We start from the raw sequence: 20,868 nt of genomic DNA, 5'->3' as shown, positions 1-20,868 counted from the left end.
GCTCCCCTGAGCCGCGGGCGGGGCCTTCGACGTCCGCTCACCCCGCACCGGCCCAGCGTCCCCTTTCGTGACCCTTCTTGGGCCGCTTGGGCGCTCGGCGACTTGGCGCGCATCCCGAGCCGTGGCGAGCCGGCGCTGCTTGCTATCATCCACGGGAGCTTGGTCTGCGGCGTCGTCCATGGCCCCCCGCGAGAACTATAGGCGCTACGACTCGGTCGAGGAGCACACGCGAACCTCGATGCATCGGTTTCCGATCGACCCGCGAGCCGAGGCGGCCGATTGTCTGGTCATCCTCGCGGGTGACGATCCCGGCCGACGCATCTACCTCGAAGGCGACGTGGTGCTCGGTCGCGGCAAGGACTGCGACGCGATCGTCTCCGATCAGGGCATCTCCCGACGCCACGCCCTGGTGGGGCGCAACACCGACGGCCACTACTACGTGCGCGACCTCGACAGTCGCAACGGGGTTCGCGTCAACGGGCACCGCGTCAAGGAGGCCGTGCTCGAGTTCGGCGACGAGATCGCGCTGGGCGAGCAGACCGTGCTGGCCCTGGCCCGGCGCGAGCGCTTCGAAGACCACCTCCTGGTCGCCCAGAAGATGCAGGCGCTCGGGCAGCTCGCGGGAGGGGTGGCGCACGACTTCAACAACATCCTCGGGGCGCTGTTCGCCAACGTCACCTTCCTCGGCACCAAGCACCACGACACCGAGACCGCGCAGTGCCTCGAGGAGATGGAGGCCGCGGTGCGCCGCGCCATCGATCTCACGCGGCAGCTGTCGGGGTTTGGTCGGCGCACGACCTCCGAGCACCGCTCGATCCGCCTCCACGAGCTGATCCGGGAGGGCGTGGACCTGCTGCGCCGTACGTTGCCGCGCAACGTGGCGATCACCACCGAGATCCCCGACGATCTGCTGGTCATCGGCGACACCTCGCGCTTGCTGCAGGTGGCGATGAACCTCTGCATCAATGCCAAGGACGCCATGCCTCGCGGCGGCACGCTGACCATCTCGGCCGACGCGGTCGAGGTGACCCAGGAGACCAAGCAGCTCCAGCCCGGTCCCTACGTGCGAGTCACCTTCGCCGACACGGGCCTGGGCATCGATCCGGTGACCCTGGCGCGGATCTTCGAGCCGTTCTTCACCACCAAGCCGCGCGGGCAGGGCACGGGCCTGGGCCTGGCCACCGTGCAGGCGATCCTGCGCGATCACAACGGCAGCATCGAGGCCCGCAGCGAGGTGGGCAAGGGCACCGAGTTCATCATCCACCTGCCCTCGGCCGAGAGCGCGCGCGAGAGCACGTTCGTGGGTCCGCGCCCCGAGCTCTCGATGAGCGGTGGCATCACCGGCCTGGTGCTGGTGGCCGACGACGACCCGCTCGTACGCACCGCCATCACGCGCGTGCTGTCACGCGACGGAGCCGACGTGGTCACCGCCACCGATGGTGCCGAGGCCCTTCGCCGCTACGCCGAGCGAGCCGCCGAGCTGCGCCTCATCGTGCTCGACCTCGACATGCCCCGCATCGACGGCGCCGAGGTGCTCAAGGTCCTCCGCTCCTTCGAATGCGACCTCCCCGTCGTCATCGTCTCGGGCCACACCGACCCCGCCCGGACCAAGGAGGTCAAGGCATTGGGCATCAGCGAGTTCCTCCCCAAGCCCTTCGACGCCCGCAGCTTGCTGGGGGCGGTCAAGCGCCACCTGCGGCGCCAGTAGACCGGCAACCTCTCGAGCCACCCGCGGCCTCGCGTCCTGGGACTAGCTGCTCTGGGCCACCTCCAGCAGCTCGTTGGTCAGCTGCTGCTTCTCCTTGTCGATCTTCTCCTGCTCGACCACCTGCGCCAGGCCGAGCCGGCCCCGCTCCATGCGGATGTACCACCCTCCCACCGCTTGATCCGGCTCCGCCGTGAGGTCCTCGTGCACGCTCCCCTTCTTCACGAGCAGCCGCGCCGCCGGATTTTCGGTGCCGAGCTGCGCCCGCTCGTTGACCATCTCGATCGCAAAGCTCACCGCCCGATCGATGGTGTTCGGATCCACCGCATCCCCCTCGAGATCCGCGCTCCCCGAGATCAGCGGGAGGATCACATCGAAGGCCGCGCGAAAGTCCGTCTGTGCGATGCCGTACAGCACCACCTCGTCCTGACGCCGGATCTGCTTGTACATCCCCGACACGATGATCGCGAAGTTCACGTACGCCTTGCGGATGCAGCGGTCGTGGAACCCGATCGCCGCGTCCTCGTCGAGCTCTCCGCGTAGCCGCCCCGCGATCGACGCGGCCGCCGAGACCGCTCCCAGGAACGCCAGGTGCACCCCGGTGGAGAACAGCGGGTCGATGAACGCCGCCGCGTCGCCCACGAGCCGGTAGCCCGGTCCCGAGAAGGTGTCGGCGATGTACGAGTAGTCGCGCCAGGTCTGGACCGGCTTGGTCATCTCGGCCTTGGCCAGCATGTTGCGCAGGTGCGGCGCCTTGTCGATGCCATGGCGGTAGATCGCCTCCACGTCGGCCCCGCCTTCGGCCCCCTCGGTCGGAAGTGCGGTGCGCAGGCGCTGGAACTCGTCCGTATGCATCACCACGCCCACGCTCATGGTGCCGTCGTGCAGCGGGATCGCCCAGATCCAGCCCGAGCCGTCCCGCAGCGCCTCCATGAAGAAGCGCCCCTCCTGCGGGGTGCCGTCGGGCGCGACGTACTCGTCGTAGCCCTTCCAGTAGCTGCCCACCGCCACATTGGCGAAGGCGGGCTGGAACTTGCGGTTGTGCAGCACCTTGGTCGACAGCAGGCCCGAGAGGCCCGAGGCGTCGATCACGTACTCGAACTCGAGCTCCCCGCTGCTGCCGCCCTGCTGCTGCCAGCGCGCACGCACCGGTCGATCGCCCTCGAAGTCGACGCCGGTGACCGCGGTTCGCTCGAACACCTGGGCGCCCATCTCGGCCGCGTACTGCAGCAGCAGGTGATCGAACTCCGAGCGGATCACCTGATAGGAGTGCTGGTGGACGCTGACCTTGCGGAAGTCGATGTGGCCCGGAGGCGCCCCCTCCTTGAGCGTGAAGTAGCCCCCGTGCTTGCGAACGAAGCCGTGCGCTTCCATGCGCTCGTACAGCCCCACGAACTTGAGCACCGGGATCGCCGACGTCAGCAGCGACTCTCCGATGTGGTAGCGCGGGAACTGGTCGCGCTCGAGGAGCGTGACCTCCATGCCCTCGCGAGCGAGCAAGATCGCGGCCATGGAGCCGCCAGGGCCGCCGCCGATCACGAGGACGCGGGTGCGTCGAGGAGGAAGGGAGGACGGGTCGGTGGTCATGTGGATGTCCACGAGCCCCAAATCTTCGCATGGCCCCGCAGAGCGTGGGGGGTCAGGGAATCCCCCGCCCCCGGAGTCACGTGTGCGTTCGAGTCCTCTCGGACACCGCCGGCCCGTCACGGGCCACCGCGTTGGATTCGCCGCCCGAGAGCCCCCGAGGAAGGTGGTCCAGCCTCGGACTGGTGGTGCCAAGGACCCTACCTCTGGGCTCGATCACGATCACCTCATGGTACCGTATCTGCGCTGGGATTCGGGGAGCGGTGGTCGACAACTTCTCGCTGACTCCGTTCGTCGCGCTCCGAGAGGTGCTGCAAGCCCTCCGCGGGACGATCGAGCTGACCGAGGTGGACGCCTCGGACCTTGGCGTGCTCGGTGAGGTCGCACGCTGGACGGTGGACTATCTATGTCGCACCCACGAGGACCTGGGGCGCAGCGGCGACGTGTGCCCGTACACCCAGGTGGCGATGCGCGAGGGCCTGCTCTACTCCGCCGTGTGTCACGTGTTCGATGCCGATCCACGTCCCTCGATGAACGCCGTGATGATGCAGACGATGAAGGACTTCGAGTCGCGGCCACCCCGGATGGGCGCCAAGGCCGGGCTCAAGGCGATGCTGGTGTTGTTCCCCAGCCTCGAGGGCGAGTGGGTGGACGATGTTCAGCTGAGCCTGTCTCAGACCTTCGTCGAGCGTGGGCTGATGATCGGGGAGTTCCACGCCGAGTGCGAGAAGCCCGGGCTGCACAACCAGGAGTTCAAGCCGCTGCGCAGCCCCATTCCCTTGCTCGCGGTCCGCAACATGATGCTGACCGACCTCGCGTTCCTCAAGGACTCGGACGCGAAGCTCAAGTGCTACCTCAAGCGCTTTGGCGACGCGGCGCTCAACGCCATCGGCGGCTACCTCCGTTCGCCCCACGACGTCGTCACCCCCGAGGTCGCCAACCGCCTCGAAGCCGCCGTCTACGGCATCCTCGTCCCCGACGACGACGACGAACCCACCCCCAAGTAAGAAGCCATCGAGAGCATCTCACTACAGCAACCAGGAGGGCTCCGCCCGACCGCCGGGGAGGGGGCCCCGTGACGGCTTTGCCGGCACGGGGGCGGGGCTGCGAAGCCCCGCCATCAAGACGAGGCTAATAGTACCGCTCTCGGATGCGCTCGCAGTAGTCGCACAGCGCTCGGCGCGAGCGGAGGTTCGCCCATACCGGGCTCTCCGATGGGGTCCAGTAGGTCAGCGACAGGAACCCGAACACCGTGGCGTCGATGTCGCGGGGCTCTTCGCCGAAGAAGAACGGTCCGTCGCCGAGCAGCGTCTCGATGACGTCGAGATCCTCGATGCCCATCTGCACGATCTGCTCGTGCGTGTGGCGGCCCACCCCGCGGGCATGGAGCTGCTTGCGCAGCGCCGAGCGGGCCACGTTGCGGACCAGCACCCGCACGCCGGGCGGGAGCTGGTCGAAGAACTCGTAGGCTCGCTTCCAGCCGCCGTCGAAGATGAACAGCTCGTGCTCCCACACCTGGTGGAAGTGATCCTCGAGCATCAGGCGAACCGCGGTGGCGAGGGCGAGCTGCTGCGGCGTGAGCCCGGTATCGGTCCGGATGCCGCGACGCTGCTTGATGGTCTCGATCACCATCTCCGAGTCTCCGAGGGCCTGGCCATCGACCATCACCCAGGGGCACTTGCCCTTGGGGCCCTTGCCCGGGTTGTTCTCCACGTGGACCCGGTGCGGCAGGTCCTGCATCCGCAACCACGTGATGAGCTTGACTCCGAAGGGGGACGCGGTGAGCACCGGAATGTCCCACGCCGGACCAAAGGTGTAGACGTCGAGAGGAGCCTGGGTGTCGTTCATGAGGGGGCCTTTGGCCATTCCTGGGCATGCTGCAGGATGGCTGCGTTCTCGCTGACTCGATGCAAGAAATCGCGCTTGACCATGTCCGCAGCGCCGAGATCCTCGGCGCGCTCGAGCAGGTTGGCGTGGGCCTCCGCGATGGCGGCCAGGGCCTGCTCTCGCCTTCCGCAGCCCCACAGCGCCTCGGCATAGGCCAAGCGGGTGAGCGACTCGCCCTCGTGCACGAGCACGAGCTGCTGGAGCTGATCGAAGGCCTGCTGCGCGTAGACCATGGCGTCGTGGGGCCGGTCGACGTGGAGCAGCACCTGGGCCAACGTCGACAGCGCCACGATCTTCGAACCCGACTCGCGCTCGAGCAGCTCGACGCCGCGCCGCGCGTGGAGCTCGGCCTCGAGCGGATCGCCGTCTTCGAGCGCGATGCGCCCGAGGAAGGCGTGGGTCAGGCCCTCCATGCGGCGATTGCCGTGGTTCTGGAACGCCTTGAGCGCGCTGCGCTCGAGGGCACGTCCCTCGTCGATGCGTCCGACCTCGGCGAGGCGACGCCCGAGGTTGTGCTTGGCGACCGCGTTGAGGTGGTGCAGGCCCACGCCCTCGGTCGTCCGGATGACCTCCATGAGCAGCCCCTCGCCACGCATCAGCATGCCGAGTTCGAGGCAGGTGTAGCCCGCGCTCGCCCGGTGCTCCCAGGCGGTGCGCAGGCTCCCCGCGGACTCGAACTCTCGCGATGCCGCCTCGAGCTCGAACAGCGTGGTCGCCAGCTCGCCCGTGCACAGGGCCCGCAGCGCGCGAGCGGAGTGATAGGGGCCGCGGGCGTCCGGATTGCGATCGGCGATGGCCTGCAGCGCGCGCTCGACCGAGTCCAGCACCTCCAGCGCCGTCCCTCCAAAGCCCGTGGATGCCAGGGGGATCGCCGCGCGGATGATCCCCATCAGCTCCACCCCTCCGCCCGACAGACCCAGGTCCATCTCGTCGAAGTGCTCGATGACCTCGAGCACGCGGCCGTGCTCGCCGATGCGTGCGCTGGCCAGGCTGGCCTCGCCCGCCGCGGCCAGCCACGATGGCGTTCCCTCGGTGAGATCCGCCATCGCCCGAAACGCGAAGCGCGAGGCTTCCGCGTGGCGACCCAGGCAGGCTTCGGTCTCGGCTCGCAGCAGCTCGAGGCTGCCCTGCAGCTCGCTGCCCTGCAGCTCGCCGCCCTCCGCACAGGCCAGGGCACGATCGGTGATCTCGCGGACCGCCTCGAACTCGTTGCGCGCGAACGCCTGTCGTCCGGCCTCCACGTAGAAGCGGACCGCCTCGGAGAGCTCCTGCCCCAGGCGGAAGTGCTCGGCCAGGATGTAGCTGTTGCTCTCGCCGCGCTCGCTCAGCCAGCGTGCCACCGAGCGGTGGGCGGCCACCGTGTCCTCCTCGGTGAGCATGCCGTAGGCCGCATCGCGGATCGACAGGTGGTGGAACTCGTACTCTTCCTCGCCGGGATAGCGCGAGGTGGGGCGCCGTACGACGAGCTCCTGATCGATGAGCTCCTCGAGCCACTCGCGGACCAGCGCCGCGCTCGAGCCCCGCTTGCGCAGCGCCACCACGCCATCGAGCCAGAACACCGGGCCGAACACGCTGCCGGCCCGCAGGATCTGGCGCGCGTCGAAGCCCAGGCTCTGAAGCCTCGCGTGCATCAGGGCCGAGATCGTGTCCTCGGTGCCCCCGAACTGCTCGTCACCGCGCTGGCCCACCGCACGGGCGAGCTCCTCGAGCAGCAGGGGGTTGCCCGCGGCGCGCTCGATGATGCGCTGCACGAGCTTGGGCGAGAGATCGTCGCCGAGCACCTCCTGGAGGAACGCGGCGCAGTCGCTCGCAGACAGGCGCTCGAGCTGGAAGCGAGAGAAGCCCGGGGTGCCCTCGAGCGCGGCCCAGGGAGAGGCGCCTGGTCGGGCCAGCACCAACAGCGTGAGCGCCCCCGTGGCCGTCGAGCGCAGCGCATGATCGAAGTAGCGCAGCGTGGCCAGGTCGCCCCACTGGCAGTCGTCGAGGACGATCACCAGCGACTGCTTGGAGCTCGCAACCGCGATCAGATCCTCCCACGCGCGCCGGGTCTGCTCGGCCATGTACTGCGGGTCCTGGCGCGCGATCACCAGCGGCAAGCAGAACTCGTTGGGATAGGGGGTGCGGCTGAGCTCGCCGAGGAACGCCTCCACGCGTCGCAGCTCGGTGCCCTGGAAGTACTCGGAGAGCCGGCGGTGCAGCTTGGACTGCCGGATCGCCATGCTCTCGCCCTCGGCGATTCCCGCCATCGCGTGCACGAGCTGGGCGAGCAGCGCGAACGGTGATCCTGCGCTCACCGGGTCGCCACGAGCGATCCACACCAGCGGCGGCGTGTTGCTGGCTTCGAGCCCGCTGAGCAGCTCCTGGACCAGGCGAGACTTGCCCATGCCGGCCTCGGCCTGCATGACCACCGCCCGCGGGCGGCGAGTCGCCACCGCGTCGAGGTAGGTGAGCAGCAGGCGGTCCACGTCGCCGGTGCGGCCCACCCAGGGGCTCGGCTTGCCCAGCAGCAGGCGCCCGGCCGCGAGCTCGCGGCGAGGTCGGAGCAGGCGACACACCGCATCGGTGCGCTCCACGTCGAAGCGCACGTCGAGCAGGTTGGCTGCGCGAGGGTCGATGAGGATGGGGTGCTCGCCCTCGTCGTCGGACGTGGGCTCGTCCTGGTCGAGCAGCCGCTCCGCCGCGGTGATCAGGCTCTGCTGCGTTTGTGGGGGAATCTGGCCCAACACCAGGGCGAGGCGAGCGGTGGGGCATACCCGGCGCACCTCGAGCGCGCACAGGGCCGTGCGCAGGGTGTGATCGCCCTCGGAGATCCGGCTCTCGAGCGTGATGACCAGGCTCAGCAGGCCCAGCACGCGCTGGGTGGCGCCGAACTTCGAGAGCACCTCGGCCACGGCGTCGCGGGAGGGATGCGCCCGGGGATCGAGCTCCACCCGAATCAACCCGACCAGCTGCTTCTCCTGGGCCGACAGCACGGACGTGTCGTCCGGGTCGAGGCGGGAGGCCAGCGCCTGCAGGTGCGAGGCCACCACGCCGCCGTGGGCCGGACGCAGGCTGCGGTCGGTGGACAGCATGCGGCGCAGCAGCTCGTCGAGCTCGTTGGGCACCGACAGCCCCAGCGTGGTGCCGTCGACGACCTGGGCGCTGCTGCTCTTCTCGACCACCGTGGCCGTGGGGAGATCCTCGCTGCCCTGCAGGCTGGGGCGGCTCTCGGTGGTCGACAGGCAGCGCGTGAGCAGCAGGCCCAGCGAGTACACATCGGCGCGAGCATCGATCTGCGAGCGCTCGAGGTGCAGCTCCGGGGCCATGTAGCCCGGCGTACCACCCCGAATCAGCACGAATTGAGTGAACTGCGCGATGCCGAAGTCGGCGATCTTGGCCTGGTCCACGTTGCCATCGGGCAGCAGGATGTTGCTGGGCTTGATGTCGCGGTGGATCACCCCCACGCGGTGTGCGGCGGCCAGGCCTTCGGCCAGGCGCAGCCCGAGCCGCAGCGTTTGGGCCACCGTCAGCGGCTCGCGACGAAGCTTGGACTTGAGGTCCTCGCCCTCGACCCACTCCATGGCCAGGTAGGGGGCCCCGCTACTGGTGCGGCCGTGGTGCACGTAGCGGACGATCGAGGGGTGCCGCAGGTTGGCCAGCAGCTCCGCCTCGCGCTGGAAGCTGTCGAGCAGCTGCTGGGTGTCGAGCGATGTTCCGGGCTCCGGAGGCTCGCCCGTCTGCGAGCTGTGAGGTGTAGGCTGGTCCCGGATCACCTTGAGCGCGATGGGGCGTCGATCGTCGAGCAGGTCGGTGGCTCGGTAGACGCTGCCCATGCCGCCCGAGTCGATGATCTCGCCCACCTCGAAGCGCTCGGCCACGACGGAGCCCGGCTCGAGGATCGCCCCGACCATCGTTGCGAAATCTCCGGGTCCTGCACTTCGCAAGTTGCTCGTGCTACCGGATGTCGCGGCGGTATCTCGAAGGGGTCGACCCACGGGGTGTTTCAGGGGCGAGTGTACCAACGCCTCGGACAACGTGCGGTCGAGTCTGAGGCCGTCGCCCCATGTGTCCCGTTTCGGAGTGTCCGGATGGGGCAACCCGCAGATGCGTGTACGGTGATCCCGGACATTTGCGTACGAGCGACCTCGCGCAGGCGACGCAAAAACGGCGTAACTACGGACGGGCTTTCGGCATGGGCGCTCCGCGCTGCGCTGATACCATCCGGGCCCGCAATGGCCTCGTCCTGGTTCTCTCCCAACCCCGACAAGGCCTGGGCCGAGCGCTGGCTGCTGGGCTATAGCGCCGCCTGGATGCTCGCGGTCGCGCTGGTGATCGTCACCGGCTGGATCCACACCTGGGGCGACCGAGGCTACCTGCTGTTCTCGATCGCGCTCGGGGCAGCCGCGGTCGTGGGCCCGTGGCTGTGGCCGGGTCGTCCCGATCGCGGGCGGCCGGTCTGGGAGTGCTGGTGGTTCAAGCTCAACGCATGGGTGTTCGTGCTGGTGTTCTTCGGCACCTACGTGGGCACCCACTACTTCTTCGACCTGATGGGCATGCGCTACAGCTTTCCCGTCACGTGGACGCTGCAGGCCGACATGGGGCGCTCGTCGCAGACGGTCCCCGTGTTCATGTACCCGCTGACGCAGGCCTACTTCGTGACCTACTTCGTGGCCGCCCCCGTCGCGCTGCGCAAGCTCGGCGGGTCGGTCGGCCGGGGCTGGCTCGGTCGCGTGCTCGTGGTGCTGGTGCTCGGCTACGGCATCGCATGGATGGAGACCTTCGCCATGGCCAACGACGGCCTGTCGGACTACTTCGCCTACGCCGACAAGGCCAAGATGCTGCGCTTCGGATCGCTGGGCTACTCCGCCTACTTCCTGGTGGGCTTGCCGCTGGTGATCCGCATCGACGAGGACCGCGAGCGCTGGCCGCTGTGGCGCGTGCTGCTCGAGGCGGCGGCGGCCTGCTGCGCGATCTGGGTGCTGCTCGAGCTCTGGGCCGCGGTGGTGGGGCCGCTCTAGGGTTCGGGCTCAGCTCCCCGGCCCCAGGTCTTCGAAGCTCGTGTCGCAGCGCGTGCGGCACGCGATCGGTGGACGCAGCGACAGCCCGGTGATCGTACCCACGTCGACCAGGCCGAGCTCGGCCAGCAGCAAGCGTGGGCGATCGTCGGCGCCCCACAGCTCGATCAGCATCGAGGACTCGTCGAGCCGCCGCAGGCGCACGTGGGTTCCCGCTTCCTTGCCCGAGCGCCGGCCCAGCAGAGCGCCTTCGCTGCCGAGCACCACGACCTGCCATTGCTTGCCGCAGGGGCCGCCCGTGCTGATCAGCAGCTGGTGGTCATCGCCCAGGCTACACGCGGTCCACTGCGTGGCATCGAGCGAGGTGCGCTTGGGCAGGTGGGGGCGCAGGCCAGCGAGCGAGGTCGCCGACGCGGGCTCGCAGCCCGGCGGAGGCGATGCGAGCGTGCCCGACGGATCGGTGGCCAAAGGAGCACCCTCGATGTCCCAGTCGGCCAGCATCTGGGCGGGCGCTCGCTGGTCGAGGCGACCGGTGGTGCGGCGCTCGTAGACGCCTTCGTCGAGCACGATCGCCTCGACCTTGGCGTCGTCGCCCTCCACGCGGCCGATGCCGAAGCCCAGGCCCTCGGTGTGGCGAAACACGCGTCCGCCAAAGCCCCCCATGTCGCCCAGCGGGACCAGCACCCGCGTGTGGGTGTCGAGCAGCGAGTAGGCGCCCTGGTGATCGTCGCACGTGGACCACGTGGCTTGCTCGATCAGCAGCAGTCGATCGCCCGTGCGGCCCACCAGTGCGGTACCGGGCAAGAGCCGCTGCAGGCGCCCGTCCGCGTCGACCCGCTCGAGGAAGGCTCGTCCGGCCGAGTGCGTGCGTAGCTTCTTGCGCCACACGGGTGGATCGAACGCCACCACCGTGTGCGCGAGCGTGATCGCCAGCGGATCGCGCGGGGTGCCGGTGCGGCCGTAGACCTCGAGCTCGGCCAGCTGCACGGGACCCTCGCCATGGGTCTCCATGATCTCCACGCTGAGGTTGCGGGTCTGCACGGGCTCGCCGAGCAGCACGTGCCAGAGCCGGTCCTCGTCGGCGAGCCGGGCTTCGGCCCAGCCCTGCGTGGTGTGTACGCGGATCCGCTTGGGTCGCGCGCGGGCCGGGCCATCACCGGGAGGGAGCGCGTAGAGGCGTATCGCCTCCACCTCGGCCGGCACGGGGAAGTGGATGCCGAGGGCGCAGCCGCTCTCGGACGAGGGACGGCAGCTCCACGCGGTGTGCAGATCGTCGTCGCGAACGAGTCGCTCGCTGCCCTCGCCGGGGCTCGACCACTCGGGGCGCTCCACCGCACCTGCCAGCGCATACACCTTGGAGAGCTTGTCGAGGTCGAAGCCCATGTGCTCGCCGCTCTTGCCGGGGAAGCGAAGCTTCTGGCTCGCGCGCACCAGGGGCTCGGGCGGCGCCGAGACGGGCTCGGCCGATGGATCCGCCTCGGCGGCCGCGGCAGGTCGGGGCGGTGGAGGAGGCGGGTCCTCGTCGAGGCCCAGCAACGCCTCGAGCTTGCCGCAGCCGGGGAGCAGCAGCGCGCAGAGCAGCAGCGAGAGGCGTCGGGCGGCGAGGTGCATCGGCCGATCGGGCGAGACGAGCCCGCGGTGGCCCATTGGTAGCATGGACGAGCCGCGTGTGGGCGCGTGCACCAGCGCTCAGCGACTCAGGCGACGGACCAGTCGTCGTCCCGGTCGCGATCGACCGCCGCCTCCCTCGCCCTCGTCGACCTTCCCCGGCTCGGGATCGGGCGGAGGCTTCGACGAGCGCTTGGTCTCGCGTTCGGGGCCAGCGCTCGCGGGAGCGGCGGGGTCAGGGCCCGACGCCTCGACGGAGGTCGGGGACGACGGGGAGTTGCGCGCGGCCAGCCATGCCAGCCCACCGATCCCGAGCGCGGCGGTGACGATCCCCGCGATCACGATCGGGCGCCGCGAGGGAGACGGGACTCCGGGCGCGGGAGCGGGCATCATCGCGGGCGCCGACGTCACGGGGTACGCGGTGGGCGGACCGGACGGCATTGGAGGAGCGGCCATCACGGGGGGATCGGTGGGCAAGCCGTAGACGGTGGGATCGGTGCCGAAGCTCGATGGGCTCGCGGGTGCCGACGCTGGCGTGGCCTCGAGGCCGTACACGGTTGGATCGGTGCCGAAGCCCGACGGGCTCGCGGGTGCCGACGCTGGCGTGGCCTCGAGGCCGTACACGGTTGGATCGGTGCCGAACCTCGATGGGCTCGATGGGCTCGATGGGCTCGCAGGTGCCGACGCTGGCGTGGCTTCGAGGCCGTACACGGTTGGATCGGTACCGAACCTCGATGGGCTCGTAGGTGCCGGCGCTGGCGCGGCTTCGAGGCCGTACACGGTGGGGTCGGTACCGAACCTCGATGGGCTCGCAGGTGCCGGCGCTGGCGCGGCCTCGAGGCCGTACACGGTGGGGTCGGTGCCGAACCTCGATGGGCTCGATGGGCTCGCCGATGCCGGCGCTGGCGTGGCCTCGAGGCCGTACACGGTTGGGTCGGTGCCGAAGCTCGAGGCGCCCGGCGCCGCGGCCTCGAGCCCGAGCATCGTGGGGGCGTGGCCCGAGGGGTTGGCGGTCGGGGGGATCGTCGCAGCCGTGGCCAACGGCTCGGCCTCGCGATCGGCCATCGCATTCGTGGGGGCGATGGTCGGCGCGAACGCTCTGGCCGTGCGCTGGTGGGGGTCGTTCACGCGATCACCTGCAACGAGTATCGAGTCGCGACTGTCCGTCGTGCAACCGCATCCATGCACCACTCCTCGCGGCTCGGACCGCACGTCCTCGCCATTCGAAGCACGGTCCGCGAAAAATTCTCCTTGACGCATCGACGGGCATGGCGCATGAAAGGTCATCATGACCGCGAAGCGACAGATGCTCGATCTGCGCGTCGGCCTGCTCCCGCAGGGCGGACGCTCGGATTCGGCGCTGCCAGCAACCGCGGCGTAACCGGCCAGTTGGGCTGGTAGGACCAAACCCCCGAATTCGCGCGTCGAGAGCCGATTGGCGGCATTCGACGACGCCCGACACGAGCCGGACGACGCGTAGTCCCGCGAGCAACACCGAGCGCTGAAGCCCAGGCTTTGGCCTCTCGCTCGCGCGGTGGGCCTGGTGCTCACCCCCAGCGATGGGAAGGACGATCGCGAGCCGAGGCGGTGACGACCCGAGGGATCGTCGCCGTGTTCGTCGCCGCGTCACCGTCGTGTCGGATGCGGGGGCCCCGGCACCGCGGCCGAGTGCGAGCGCGGTGCCGGGGCCCGGGGTCCACGTGCGTGCTCCTGCCGCGAGCACGATGCGAGGGCCGATCGATTCCTTCGTCAGCAGTGAAGCAGGCAAGACCCATGAACAAGCAGCACATCAACGTTGGGACCATCGGACACGTCGACCACGGCAAGACCACCCTCACCGCGGCCATCACCAAGGCGATGGCCTCGCGACACGGGGGTCACGCGCGGGCCTTCGACGAGATCGACAACGCCAAGGAGGAGAAGGAGCGGGGGATCACCATCAACGCCTCGCACGTGCAGTACGAGTCGGCGACCCGTCACTACGCCCACATCGACTGCCCCGGCCACGCCGACTACGTCAAGAACATGATCACGGGTGCCTCGCAGATGGACGGGGCGATCCTGCTGGTCGACGGCAGCCAGGGCCTGCAGCCGCAGACGCGGGAGCACGTGGTGCTCGCGCGGCAGGTCGGGGTCGAGCACCTCGTCGTGTTCGTCAACAAGGTCGACATCGCCGACCAGGAGATGCTCGACTTGGTCGAGCTCGAGGTGCAGGAGCTGCTCGGCGCCTATGGCTATCACGACGTGCCGTTCGTGCGGGGCTCGGCGCTGCGAGCCTTGCAGGGCACCGACGAGGCCTGCATCGAGCAGCTGGTGGAGGTGATGGACACGCGCTTTCCCGTTCCCACGCGCGACCTCGAGGCGCCGTTCCTCATGCCCATCGAGGGGGTCTGCACGATCCCCGGGCGCGGCACGGTGGTGACCGGTCGAGTGGAGCGGGGATGCCTTCCGCTGGGGGCCACCATCGAGGTGGTGGGTCGCAGCGAGGGCAAGGCGGTGTCGGCGGTCGTGACCGGCATCCAGGCGTTCCACCGCAACATTCCGTCGGCCGACGCCGGCCTCAACGTGGGGCTCTTGCTCCGCGGGGTCGAGCGCGACGGGGTGGAGCGTGGTCAGGTGGTCATCGCACCGGGCAGCCTGCGGCCCCACGCCACGGGCAAGGCCGAGGTGATCACCCTCAGCGCCAAGGAAGGCGGGCGCCACACTCCGTTCGGCACCGGCTACCGCCCGCAGCTCCACTTCGGGGCGGCGGACGTGTCGGCCACCCTCGACGTGGGCGAGCGCGGCAGCGTGAGCCCCGGCGAGCGCGCGGAGATTGCCTTCCGCCTCGACAAGCCCGTGGCCTGTGAGCCCGGGATGCGGTTCGCCATCCGCGAGGGTGGGCGCACCGTGGGCGCCGGCTTCGTGACCGAGGTCGGCGGGTGAACGACATCGAGCCGGGGGCGGCCCCATCGAAGGGGTCGCTCCCGGCTCGACCAGGAACATCGGCGTGTAGTCCAGCGGTCCAGGACACCTGTTTCGGGAGCAGGAGGGCGCAGGTTCGAATCCTGCCACGCCGACCATTCAACGGTTGACATTCGGGCTGTAGTCCAGCGGCCAGGACGCGTGCTCGGGGAGCACGAGAGCGCAGGTTCGAGTCCTGCCAGCCCGACCATTGCCATCACCCTCCGCCTTCCTCGGTCGCTCGCATCGGCATGGGGCATGTCGATGCGAGCGTTCGAGCGCTAGCGGCCGGGCGACACCTTCACGTAGCCCCCATACCACTGCGGAGTGGCCGCCCTCTCCGCGAAGAACACGAGCTCGGTCTCGCCGGGGTCGACGTTCTTGGACTGAGGTGGCAGCTGCGGGGTGCCGCCGATCCCGTCCTTGTAGATCACGTCTTCGTTGGAGCCCGAGTACTGAACGAACACGAACGTCACCGTGCTCGAGCTGTTGACGGTGATGGTGGGGGCATTCGGAATGCTGTCGGAGAGCTGTGTCCACGATCCGGAGCCTTGCTGCCTCCAGTACAGATGAGTGGTGTCGTCACAGTTCACTTCGATCGTCACGATCGTGCTCATGGGTCCTCGTTCTTCTTGGGGTGATCAACGATTGTTTGCTCGGGAAGGGGTGCGCACGGCCGTCCGCAGGCGTCGAGCCAGGCGTCGAGATCGGCCACGAATTCGGTGAAGCCGGCGCCTGCGTAGGCGTCTCGGGCCTGGCGAACGAGGCGTCCGGCTTCACGGGAGTCTTCCTCGCTGGGGGCGGCGCCCTCGACCCGGAGGGCCTGGCCCAGCGTCCACCGCAGCCCCGCACCCAGGGAGGGGTCCTGCTCGAGCGCGGAGGTCAGCGCGAGGACCTTGCGCAGGTCGGCGATGCCCGCCGCGCGCTCGCCCAGCTCGAGCCGCACCTTTCCGCGCCCGAACAAGGGATAGGCGCGACGCGGGTCATCGGGGGCCGTGTCGACCGTGAGCACGGCCAGCGATTGATCGTAGAGCGTGAGCGCCAGCGCATGCTCACCGCTGGCCGCCAGGCAATCGGCCATGTTGCTGTCGATCATCGCCAAGTCCACGCGATTGGGAGCTCGCACGCCCTCGTAGGCCTCACGGGCCTCGCGATAGTGCACGAGGGCTCGCGCCGGGTCTTCACGCGTTTGGTAGAGGGCACCGAGCAAGTTGGCCGCCTCGCCGCGGATCTGGGGAGAGACGTGCTCGTCGACGTCTCGCTGGACCAGCAGGGCCTGCTCGACGGCGGCGTCGAGCTTGCCCTCCATGCGGTGGATCTGCGCCAGCAACAAGCGCGGTCGCAGCATGGCCTTGTCACCAGCCCGATCGAAGGTGGCGTAGGTGGCAAGCGCGGTCTCGACGAGGGTGCGGGCCTCGGGGAAGCGCCCGCCCGCATACTCGAGATAGGCCAGGTCCTGGAGCGAGATGGCCAGCTGGGGGAGGTTCCCGCTCTCGTCGCTCATGCGGCGCACCTGCTCGAACGTCTCGTGCGCCCGGTCGAGCTCGTTGCGCTGGATGTAGATCTCGCCGAGGGTCATGAGCGCCTCGGCGTGGGCCGTGTCACCGCGTTGCTCGAGCGTCTCGTGCATGCGAACCGCTTGCTCGGCCATCTCCAGCGCGTCGTCGAGTCGCTCGTTGACCAGCGCGACCATGGCTTCTTGCAGCCGGTGCCTCGCCGCCATGCGTGGCTGGTGGTCGAGTCGGGCCAGCTTGCCGCGGATGGCGGCGAGCCAGGCGCTCGCGGCCGATGCGTCGTCATCGGCAACGGCCGCGCGCACCAGCTCGTTCAAGGTCTCGATCGCTCGCATGGAGTCACCGAGCGCCTCGGCGAGCTCGAGCGCGGACTCGAGGTCCTGTCGGGCGCGAGCCCACTGCCGCATCTCGCGGAGCAGGTGCCCGCGGTTGAATCGCGCCTCGAGCCGCAGCCCGGGGGCCTCGGGGATCGCCTCGGCGGCCTCGACCGCGTGCTCGGCCGCGTCCATGCCACGCTCGTCGTGCCCCGTGGCCCCGATTGCCCACGAGCGTGCAATGAGCTCGTGGATCTTGGCGGCCTGCTCGGCGTGCTCGGAGGGCACTGGCGCAGGACCACGCAGCAGCGCTTCTGCGTCGGCACAGGGCTCGAGCGAGGGGATCTCCTCGAGGGCGCCCACCGCATGCGCGGCCACGCGTGCGTCGGCGAGCGAGAGCTCCTCGACGGTGGCCTGCACATAGGTGAGGCGATCGGCGAGGCAGGCCATGCGTCGGGCCAGAGCCTGCTCGCCCGCTTCGTGTCTCACCCAGGTGGCCTCGCAGGCGTCGACTCGGGCCTCGACCCACGCAGAGGCATAGGCATCGAGGTGCTCCTCCACGCGCTCTCGCGTACGCGCGGCGTCGGGCAGGCCCGAGCGCTCGATCGCCGTACCGACCATGTGGCGCTGCTCGGCCGACCATGCCGGCATGGACGCGTCCCTCAGGCCTTCGCAGGGCTGCTCGCCCTGGAACACGCCGGAGGCGTAGAGCACGACGCCCAGCCCTGCCATCACCGTCGCCGATGCGGCCACGGTGCGCACGCGACGTCGTCGGGCCAGGCCGCGCTCGAGCGCGGCGAGCAGCGCCTCCATGCTGGGGTAGCGCTGGTGGATGGCGACCGAGAGCCCGCGACGCAGCACCTCGTAGAGCCACTTGGGTACGGGCGGCAGGCTCGGGCGACCGGCGGGAGCCACCAGCACCTGGGACTGGATCGCGTAGAGGATCGACATCGGGGTCGAGCCCGCGAACGGTCGCGTCCCGTAGAGCGCCTCGTGCAGGGACACGCAGAACGCGAACTGATCGCTGTTGGGCTCTGCCGCCTTGCCCATGAGCTGCTCCGGGGCCATGTAGGCCAGGGTCCCGAGCATGGTCCCGGTTCGGGTCAGCGACAGGTTGAGCATGCGCTGCGATCGCGAGGCTCGCAGGCTCTCCTCGGCGGTGACCTCGGCCTCCTGAGCCCGCTCGACGTCCACCGGTGCGACCGTGGACTCGGGCTCGGTACCCACACCCCGCGCGAGGCCGAAGTCGAGCACCTTCACCAAGCCCTGCTCGTCGAGGATGCAATTGGCGGGCTTGAAGTCTCGATGCACCAGGCCCTGGGCATGAGCGGCAACAAGCCCCCGGCCCGCCTGAAGGTAGACCTGAAGCACCTCGGTCCAGGAGCGCGGTCGTCGCTGCCAGCGATCGAGCGACGTACCTCGCACCAGCTCCATGGCCATGCACAGGCGCCCGTCGACCTCGCTGACGTCATAGACACGAACGACGTTGGGATGGGCAAGCTGGGCCAGCGCCTGGGCCTCGCGCAGGAGCCGCTGCCCCTGCTTTCCGCCGCGGCCATCGTGGAGCACCTTGAGCGCGACGTCGCGACCGAGGGTCTCGTCGTGAGCCCGCAGCACCTTGCCCATGCCGCCCTGGCCGAGCGTGCCGTGCACGAGGTATCGCCCGATGCGCTGCTCTCCCGGCGAGCCGAACAGTCGAGCGAACACCTCGTCACGCTGCAGCCGCATGTCGACCCCACGCCGGGCGGGCTCGTCCTCGCGGCTGTCGTCCAGCGTTTCGCGCGCGATGATGGTGTCCTCGACGTTCGGCTTGGCTCGCACGGGGCGCCCGACTCCAGCCGGGTCGCCGTGGCCCTGGTGACCTTCGGAGGTCGACCATGAGGTCTTCGCAGGCATCGCTCGAAGGAGTAGTGCGTGTAGCCGCGCGGGTGTTGACGCCGGACTGGTGAATTTCGTCGAGTTTCGAGCGAACGCTGCTCAAGCGGGGACCACTTGCAGTGTGGCCCGAATGCGGTCGAGCCAGTCCTCGAGCTCGGCCAGTGTGCTGTCGCGGGTGTGGGGATTGGCGGGAAGCTGCGCAATCGCGCGCTCGAGGAGCTCCCGCCCGCGGACCAGCCGGGATCGGGCCGTCGCGGCCGGGATTCCGAGCGCGGTACCGATCTCGGTGGAGCTCATGTCCTCCCAGTACCTCATCTCGAGCACGACCTGAAGGTCCATGGGGATCCGGCGCAACCCGTCGAGCAGGAGCTGTTCCTGTTGGGCCGCCCCCACCAGGGTGCTGGGCCCGGGCGCGATGTCGTGGATCGATGCCGAGCCCAGCTCCCCCACGTGCTCGGTGGCCCGCATGCGGCGAAAGTAGACCTTGAGCACGTTGAAGGCGACACTGAACAGGTAGGAGCGAAAGCTACCGTCGTTGCGCAGTCGATCACGCCCACGCAGGCATGCCTCGAACGTCTCCTGAATGAGATCCTCGTGGTCGGTGCTCACCTTGTTGGCGAAGAACCGTGACACGGGCTCGAAGTAGCGGGCGAACAGCTCCTGTCCGGCACGCGAGTCACCCTCGCGCCACGCAGCAAGGAGCTCCGGGTCGCCAGCCACCGCATGCAACGGTATCACCGCGTCGATTGCATTTGACATCGCCGCCGACCATTGCTATCCGAAGTCGACACCATGTCGACCTTGCGCACCAACGCTCACATCGATCTCGCGGAGGCCCCAGTGGTCTTCGCCGAGCGCCATGTGGTCGTCTCGCGCCAGCAAGGTCATCGAGGAGAGTACGAGGTTTCCACGGGAGGCCTGGCTCCACCCGCTTGAACGCAGCCCAATCGGCCATTCGAGCGCACGTGGAGCCACCTGGGAGACCCGGTGGCTCTTCTGCTTTCGAAGCCCGCTCGTCGGTACGGGCGGATCGAGGATTGCCATTTCGTACCACCCCCTTCGAACCGGAGGACCATCATGTCCGTGCTCGCAATGACCGTCACCCGTGTACAAGACCATCCCAACGCCGACTCCCTGCGCATCTACGAGTTCGAGGCGCCCGGATCGTCGGGGCTGGTGGTGGTGGCCAACCTCGACGACCAGTACGCCGTGGGCGACGTGGTCGCCATTGCTCGCGTGGGGACGGTGCTCGAGGACGGCACCAAGATCCGCAAGAGTCGACTGCGCGGCGTGGACTCGTTCGGCATGGCCCTGGGCCGGGTGCAGGATCCAGCGGGCCAGGATCTCAGCGATCGCTACTGCTCTGGGGATGGGGCCCAGGATGGAGACGGGCCCTCGGAGGGCACGCCCAGCGTGCCGCTGATCAAGTGGGCCAGCATCGAGCAGCTCCATGCGGTGCGCTTTGGGTTGCAGTCGAACGCCGAGGCCATGGGGACGCCGCTGCCCCGGGTGAGCTACCGCGCCAAGGTCAAGGTCGACGGCACCAACGCGGCGATCCACGCGTTGCCGGGCGGCTTCGCGGCGCAGAGCCGCACGCGGCTGCTCACGCCCGATGACGACAACTACGGCTTTGCGGCCTGGGTGCATGCCAACGCCGAGTGGAGCGCGGGGCTGCACGCCCGGCTCGGCCGCGCGGTGATCTTCGGCGAGTGGTGCGGGCGCGGGATCCAAAAGCGCACGGCGATCTCGAAGGTCGAGCGCAACGTGCTGGCCGTGTTCGCGGTGCAGCTCTATCCCGCCCTGGGAGATCCCGAGCGGGAGGCGGCGCGGCTGCTCGTCGAGCCGGAGCGGCTGCGAGCGCTCTTGCCCGAGCACCCCGACGTGTTCGTGCTGCCGTGGCACGGCGAGCCCACCGAGCTCGACTTCTCCGACCCCGAGCGGCTGCGCGTGCAGGCCGAGCAGATCGATGCGCTGGTGGCCGACGTGGAGGCCACCGATCCCTGGGTGGCCGAGATCTTCGGGCTCGAGGGTCTGGGCGAGGGCGTGGTGCTCTACCCGGTGGAGGGCGTCGAGTTCGACGACGATGGCACCACCGATCGCGATCGCTACGTGCCGCTCATGTTCAAGGCCAAGGGTGAGGAGCATCGGGTCAACCGGCAGAAGCGGCCGGCGCAGATCGACCCCGAGGTCGTGCGGAGCATCGAGGGCTTCGTGGAGCTGATGGTCACCCCGGCGCGGCTCGAGCAGGGCCTCGAGCAGGTGTGCGCCGGCCAGGCCGACATGCGCCATACTGGCCCGTTCCTCCAGTGGATCGGACGAGACGTGCAAAAGGAGAGCGCCGCCGAGCTCGCCGCGGCGGGACTCGAGTGGAAGCAGGTCGCCAAGGCCGTGGGGCAGGCCGCCCAGCGGTGGTTTCGGGCGCGGGCCATGGCGTGATAACC

At 69.4% G+C, this 20,868-nt stretch carries 13 protein-coding genes and 2 tRNA genes; 7 read left to right on the top strand and 8 right to left on the bottom strand.

Features of this window, described 5'->3' with window-relative positions:
• Positions 1 to 178: 178 nt before the first annotated feature.
• On the top strand, positions 179 to 1,708 hold the full coding sequence (locus tag OEB96_RS12830) for a hybrid sensor histidine kinase/response regulator (protein ID WP_266215889.1): 1,530 nt from the start codon (positions 179 to 181) through the stop codon (positions 1,706 to 1,708).
• A gap of 42 nt (positions 1,709 to 1,750) precedes the next feature.
• Here OEB96_RS12830 and OEB96_RS12825 read toward each other — a convergent pair whose 3' ends face one another.
• Positions 1,751 to 3,304 (bottom strand): NAD(P)/FAD-dependent oxidoreductase, encoded by a 1,554-nt coding sequence (locus OEB96_RS12825; RefSeq protein WP_266215888.1) that lies wholly within the window; start codon positions 3,302 to 3,304, stop codon positions 1,751 to 1,753.
• A 248-nt stretch (positions 3,305 to 3,552) separates the two neighbouring features.
• Here OEB96_RS12825 and OEB96_RS12820 point away from each other — a divergent pair, with 248 nt between their 5' ends.
• Positions 3,553 to 4,296, top strand: coding sequence for a DUF6875 domain-containing protein (locus OEB96_RS12820; RefSeq protein WP_266215887.1), 744 nt, complete (start codon positions 3,553 to 3,555; stop codon positions 4,294 to 4,296).
• Between the two features lie 124 nt (positions 4,297 to 4,420).
• Here the strand turns inward: OEB96_RS12820 and OEB96_RS12815 are convergent, their stop codons facing one another.
• Positions 4,421 to 5,137 carry a glutathione S-transferase family protein gene (locus OEB96_RS12815; protein WP_266215886.1) on the bottom strand — a complete coding sequence of 239 codons (717 nt, stop codon included), beginning with the start codon at positions 5,135 to 5,137 and terminating at the stop codon, positions 4,421 to 4,423.
• Entirely contained in the window at positions 5,134 to 9,066 is a 3,933-nt protein-coding gene (locus OEB96_RS12810; protein WP_266215885.1) for a serine/threonine-protein kinase, read from the bottom strand. Before OEB96_RS12810 ends, OEB96_RS12815 begins: the two co-directional genes overlap by 4 nt.
• Before the next feature lie 321 nt (positions 9,067 to 9,387).
• Here OEB96_RS12810 and OEB96_RS12805 point away from each other — a divergent pair, with 321 nt between their 5' ends.
• On the top strand, positions 9,388 to 10,173 hold the full coding sequence (locus OEB96_RS12805; RefSeq protein ID WP_266215884.1) for a hypothetical protein: 786 nt from the start codon (positions 9,388 to 9,390) through the stop codon (positions 10,171 to 10,173).
• Between the two features lie 9 nt (positions 10,174 to 10,182).
• Here OEB96_RS12805 and OEB96_RS12800 read toward each other — a convergent pair whose 3' ends face one another.
• Complete coding sequence (locus OEB96_RS12800) at positions 10,183 to 11,817, bottom strand: hypothetical protein (protein WP_266215883.1); 1,635 nt, start codon at positions 11,815 to 11,817, stop codon at positions 10,183 to 10,185.
• Between the two features lie 42 nt (positions 11,818 to 11,859).
• A complete protein-coding gene (locus OEB96_RS12795; protein WP_266215882.1) occupies positions 11,860 to 12,402 on the bottom strand; it encodes a hypothetical protein in 543 nt (180 codons plus the stop codon).
• A 1,149-nt stretch (positions 12,403 to 13,551) separates the two neighbouring features.
• Here OEB96_RS12795 and OEB96_RS12790 point away from each other — a divergent pair.
• The 3 genes from OEB96_RS12790 to OEB96_RS12780 all read left to right on the top strand — a co-directional run bounded on the left by OEB96_RS12790 (position 13,552) and on the right by OEB96_RS12780 (position 14,932).
• Positions 13,552 to 14,703 (top strand): elongation factor Tu, encoded by a 1,152-nt coding sequence (locus OEB96_RS12790; RefSeq protein ID WP_266215881.1) that lies wholly within the window; start codon positions 13,552 to 13,554, stop codon positions 14,701 to 14,703.
• Between the two features lie 60 nt (positions 14,704 to 14,763).
• A tRNA-Pro gene (locus OEB96_RS12785) sits at positions 14,764 to 14,840 on the top strand.
• A gap of 16 nt (positions 14,841 to 14,856) precedes the next feature.
• A tRNA-Pro gene (locus tag OEB96_RS12780) sits at positions 14,857 to 14,932 on the top strand.
• A gap of 70 nt (positions 14,933 to 15,002) precedes the next feature.
• Here the strand turns inward: OEB96_RS12780 and OEB96_RS12775 are convergent.
• The 3 genes from OEB96_RS12775 to OEB96_RS12765 form a co-directional block, all read right to left on the bottom strand.
• On the bottom strand, positions 15,003 to 15,338 hold the full coding sequence (locus OEB96_RS12775; protein ID WP_266215880.1) for a hypothetical protein: 336 nt from the start codon (positions 15,336 to 15,338) through the stop codon (positions 15,003 to 15,005).
• Complete coding sequence (locus OEB96_RS12770) at positions 15,335 to 18,370, bottom strand: protein kinase domain-containing protein (protein ID WP_266215879.1); 3,036 nt, start codon at positions 18,368 to 18,370, stop codon at positions 15,335 to 15,337. Before OEB96_RS12770 ends, OEB96_RS12775 begins: the two co-directional genes overlap by 4 nt.
• Before the next feature lie 156 nt (positions 18,371 to 18,526).
• Positions 18,527 to 19,186: an RNA polymerase sigma factor gene (locus OEB96_RS12765; RefSeq protein WP_266215878.1), complete on the bottom strand. Its 660-nt coding sequence runs from the start codon at positions 19,184 to 19,186 to the stop codon at positions 18,527 to 18,529.
• Between the two features lie 318 nt (positions 19,187 to 19,504).
• On the opposite strand from OEB96_RS12765, the gene OEB96_RS12760 reads away from it, so the two are divergent.
• Positions 19,505 to 20,863, top strand: coding sequence for an RNA ligase family protein (locus tag OEB96_RS12760; RefSeq protein ID WP_266215877.1), 1,359 nt, complete (start codon positions 19,505 to 19,507; stop codon positions 20,861 to 20,863).
• Positions 20,864 to 20,868 lie beyond the last annotated feature (5 nt).

The sequence above is a fragment of the Paraliomyxa miuraensis genome, from assembly GCF_026337845.1.
GTDB lineage: Bacteria > Myxococcota_A > Polyangia > Nannocystales > Nannocystaceae > Paraliomyxa > Paraliomyxa miuraensis.
The sequence above is the reverse complement of the archived record's forward strand: the minus strand, read 5'-3'. Positions and strand labels throughout refer to the sequence as shown.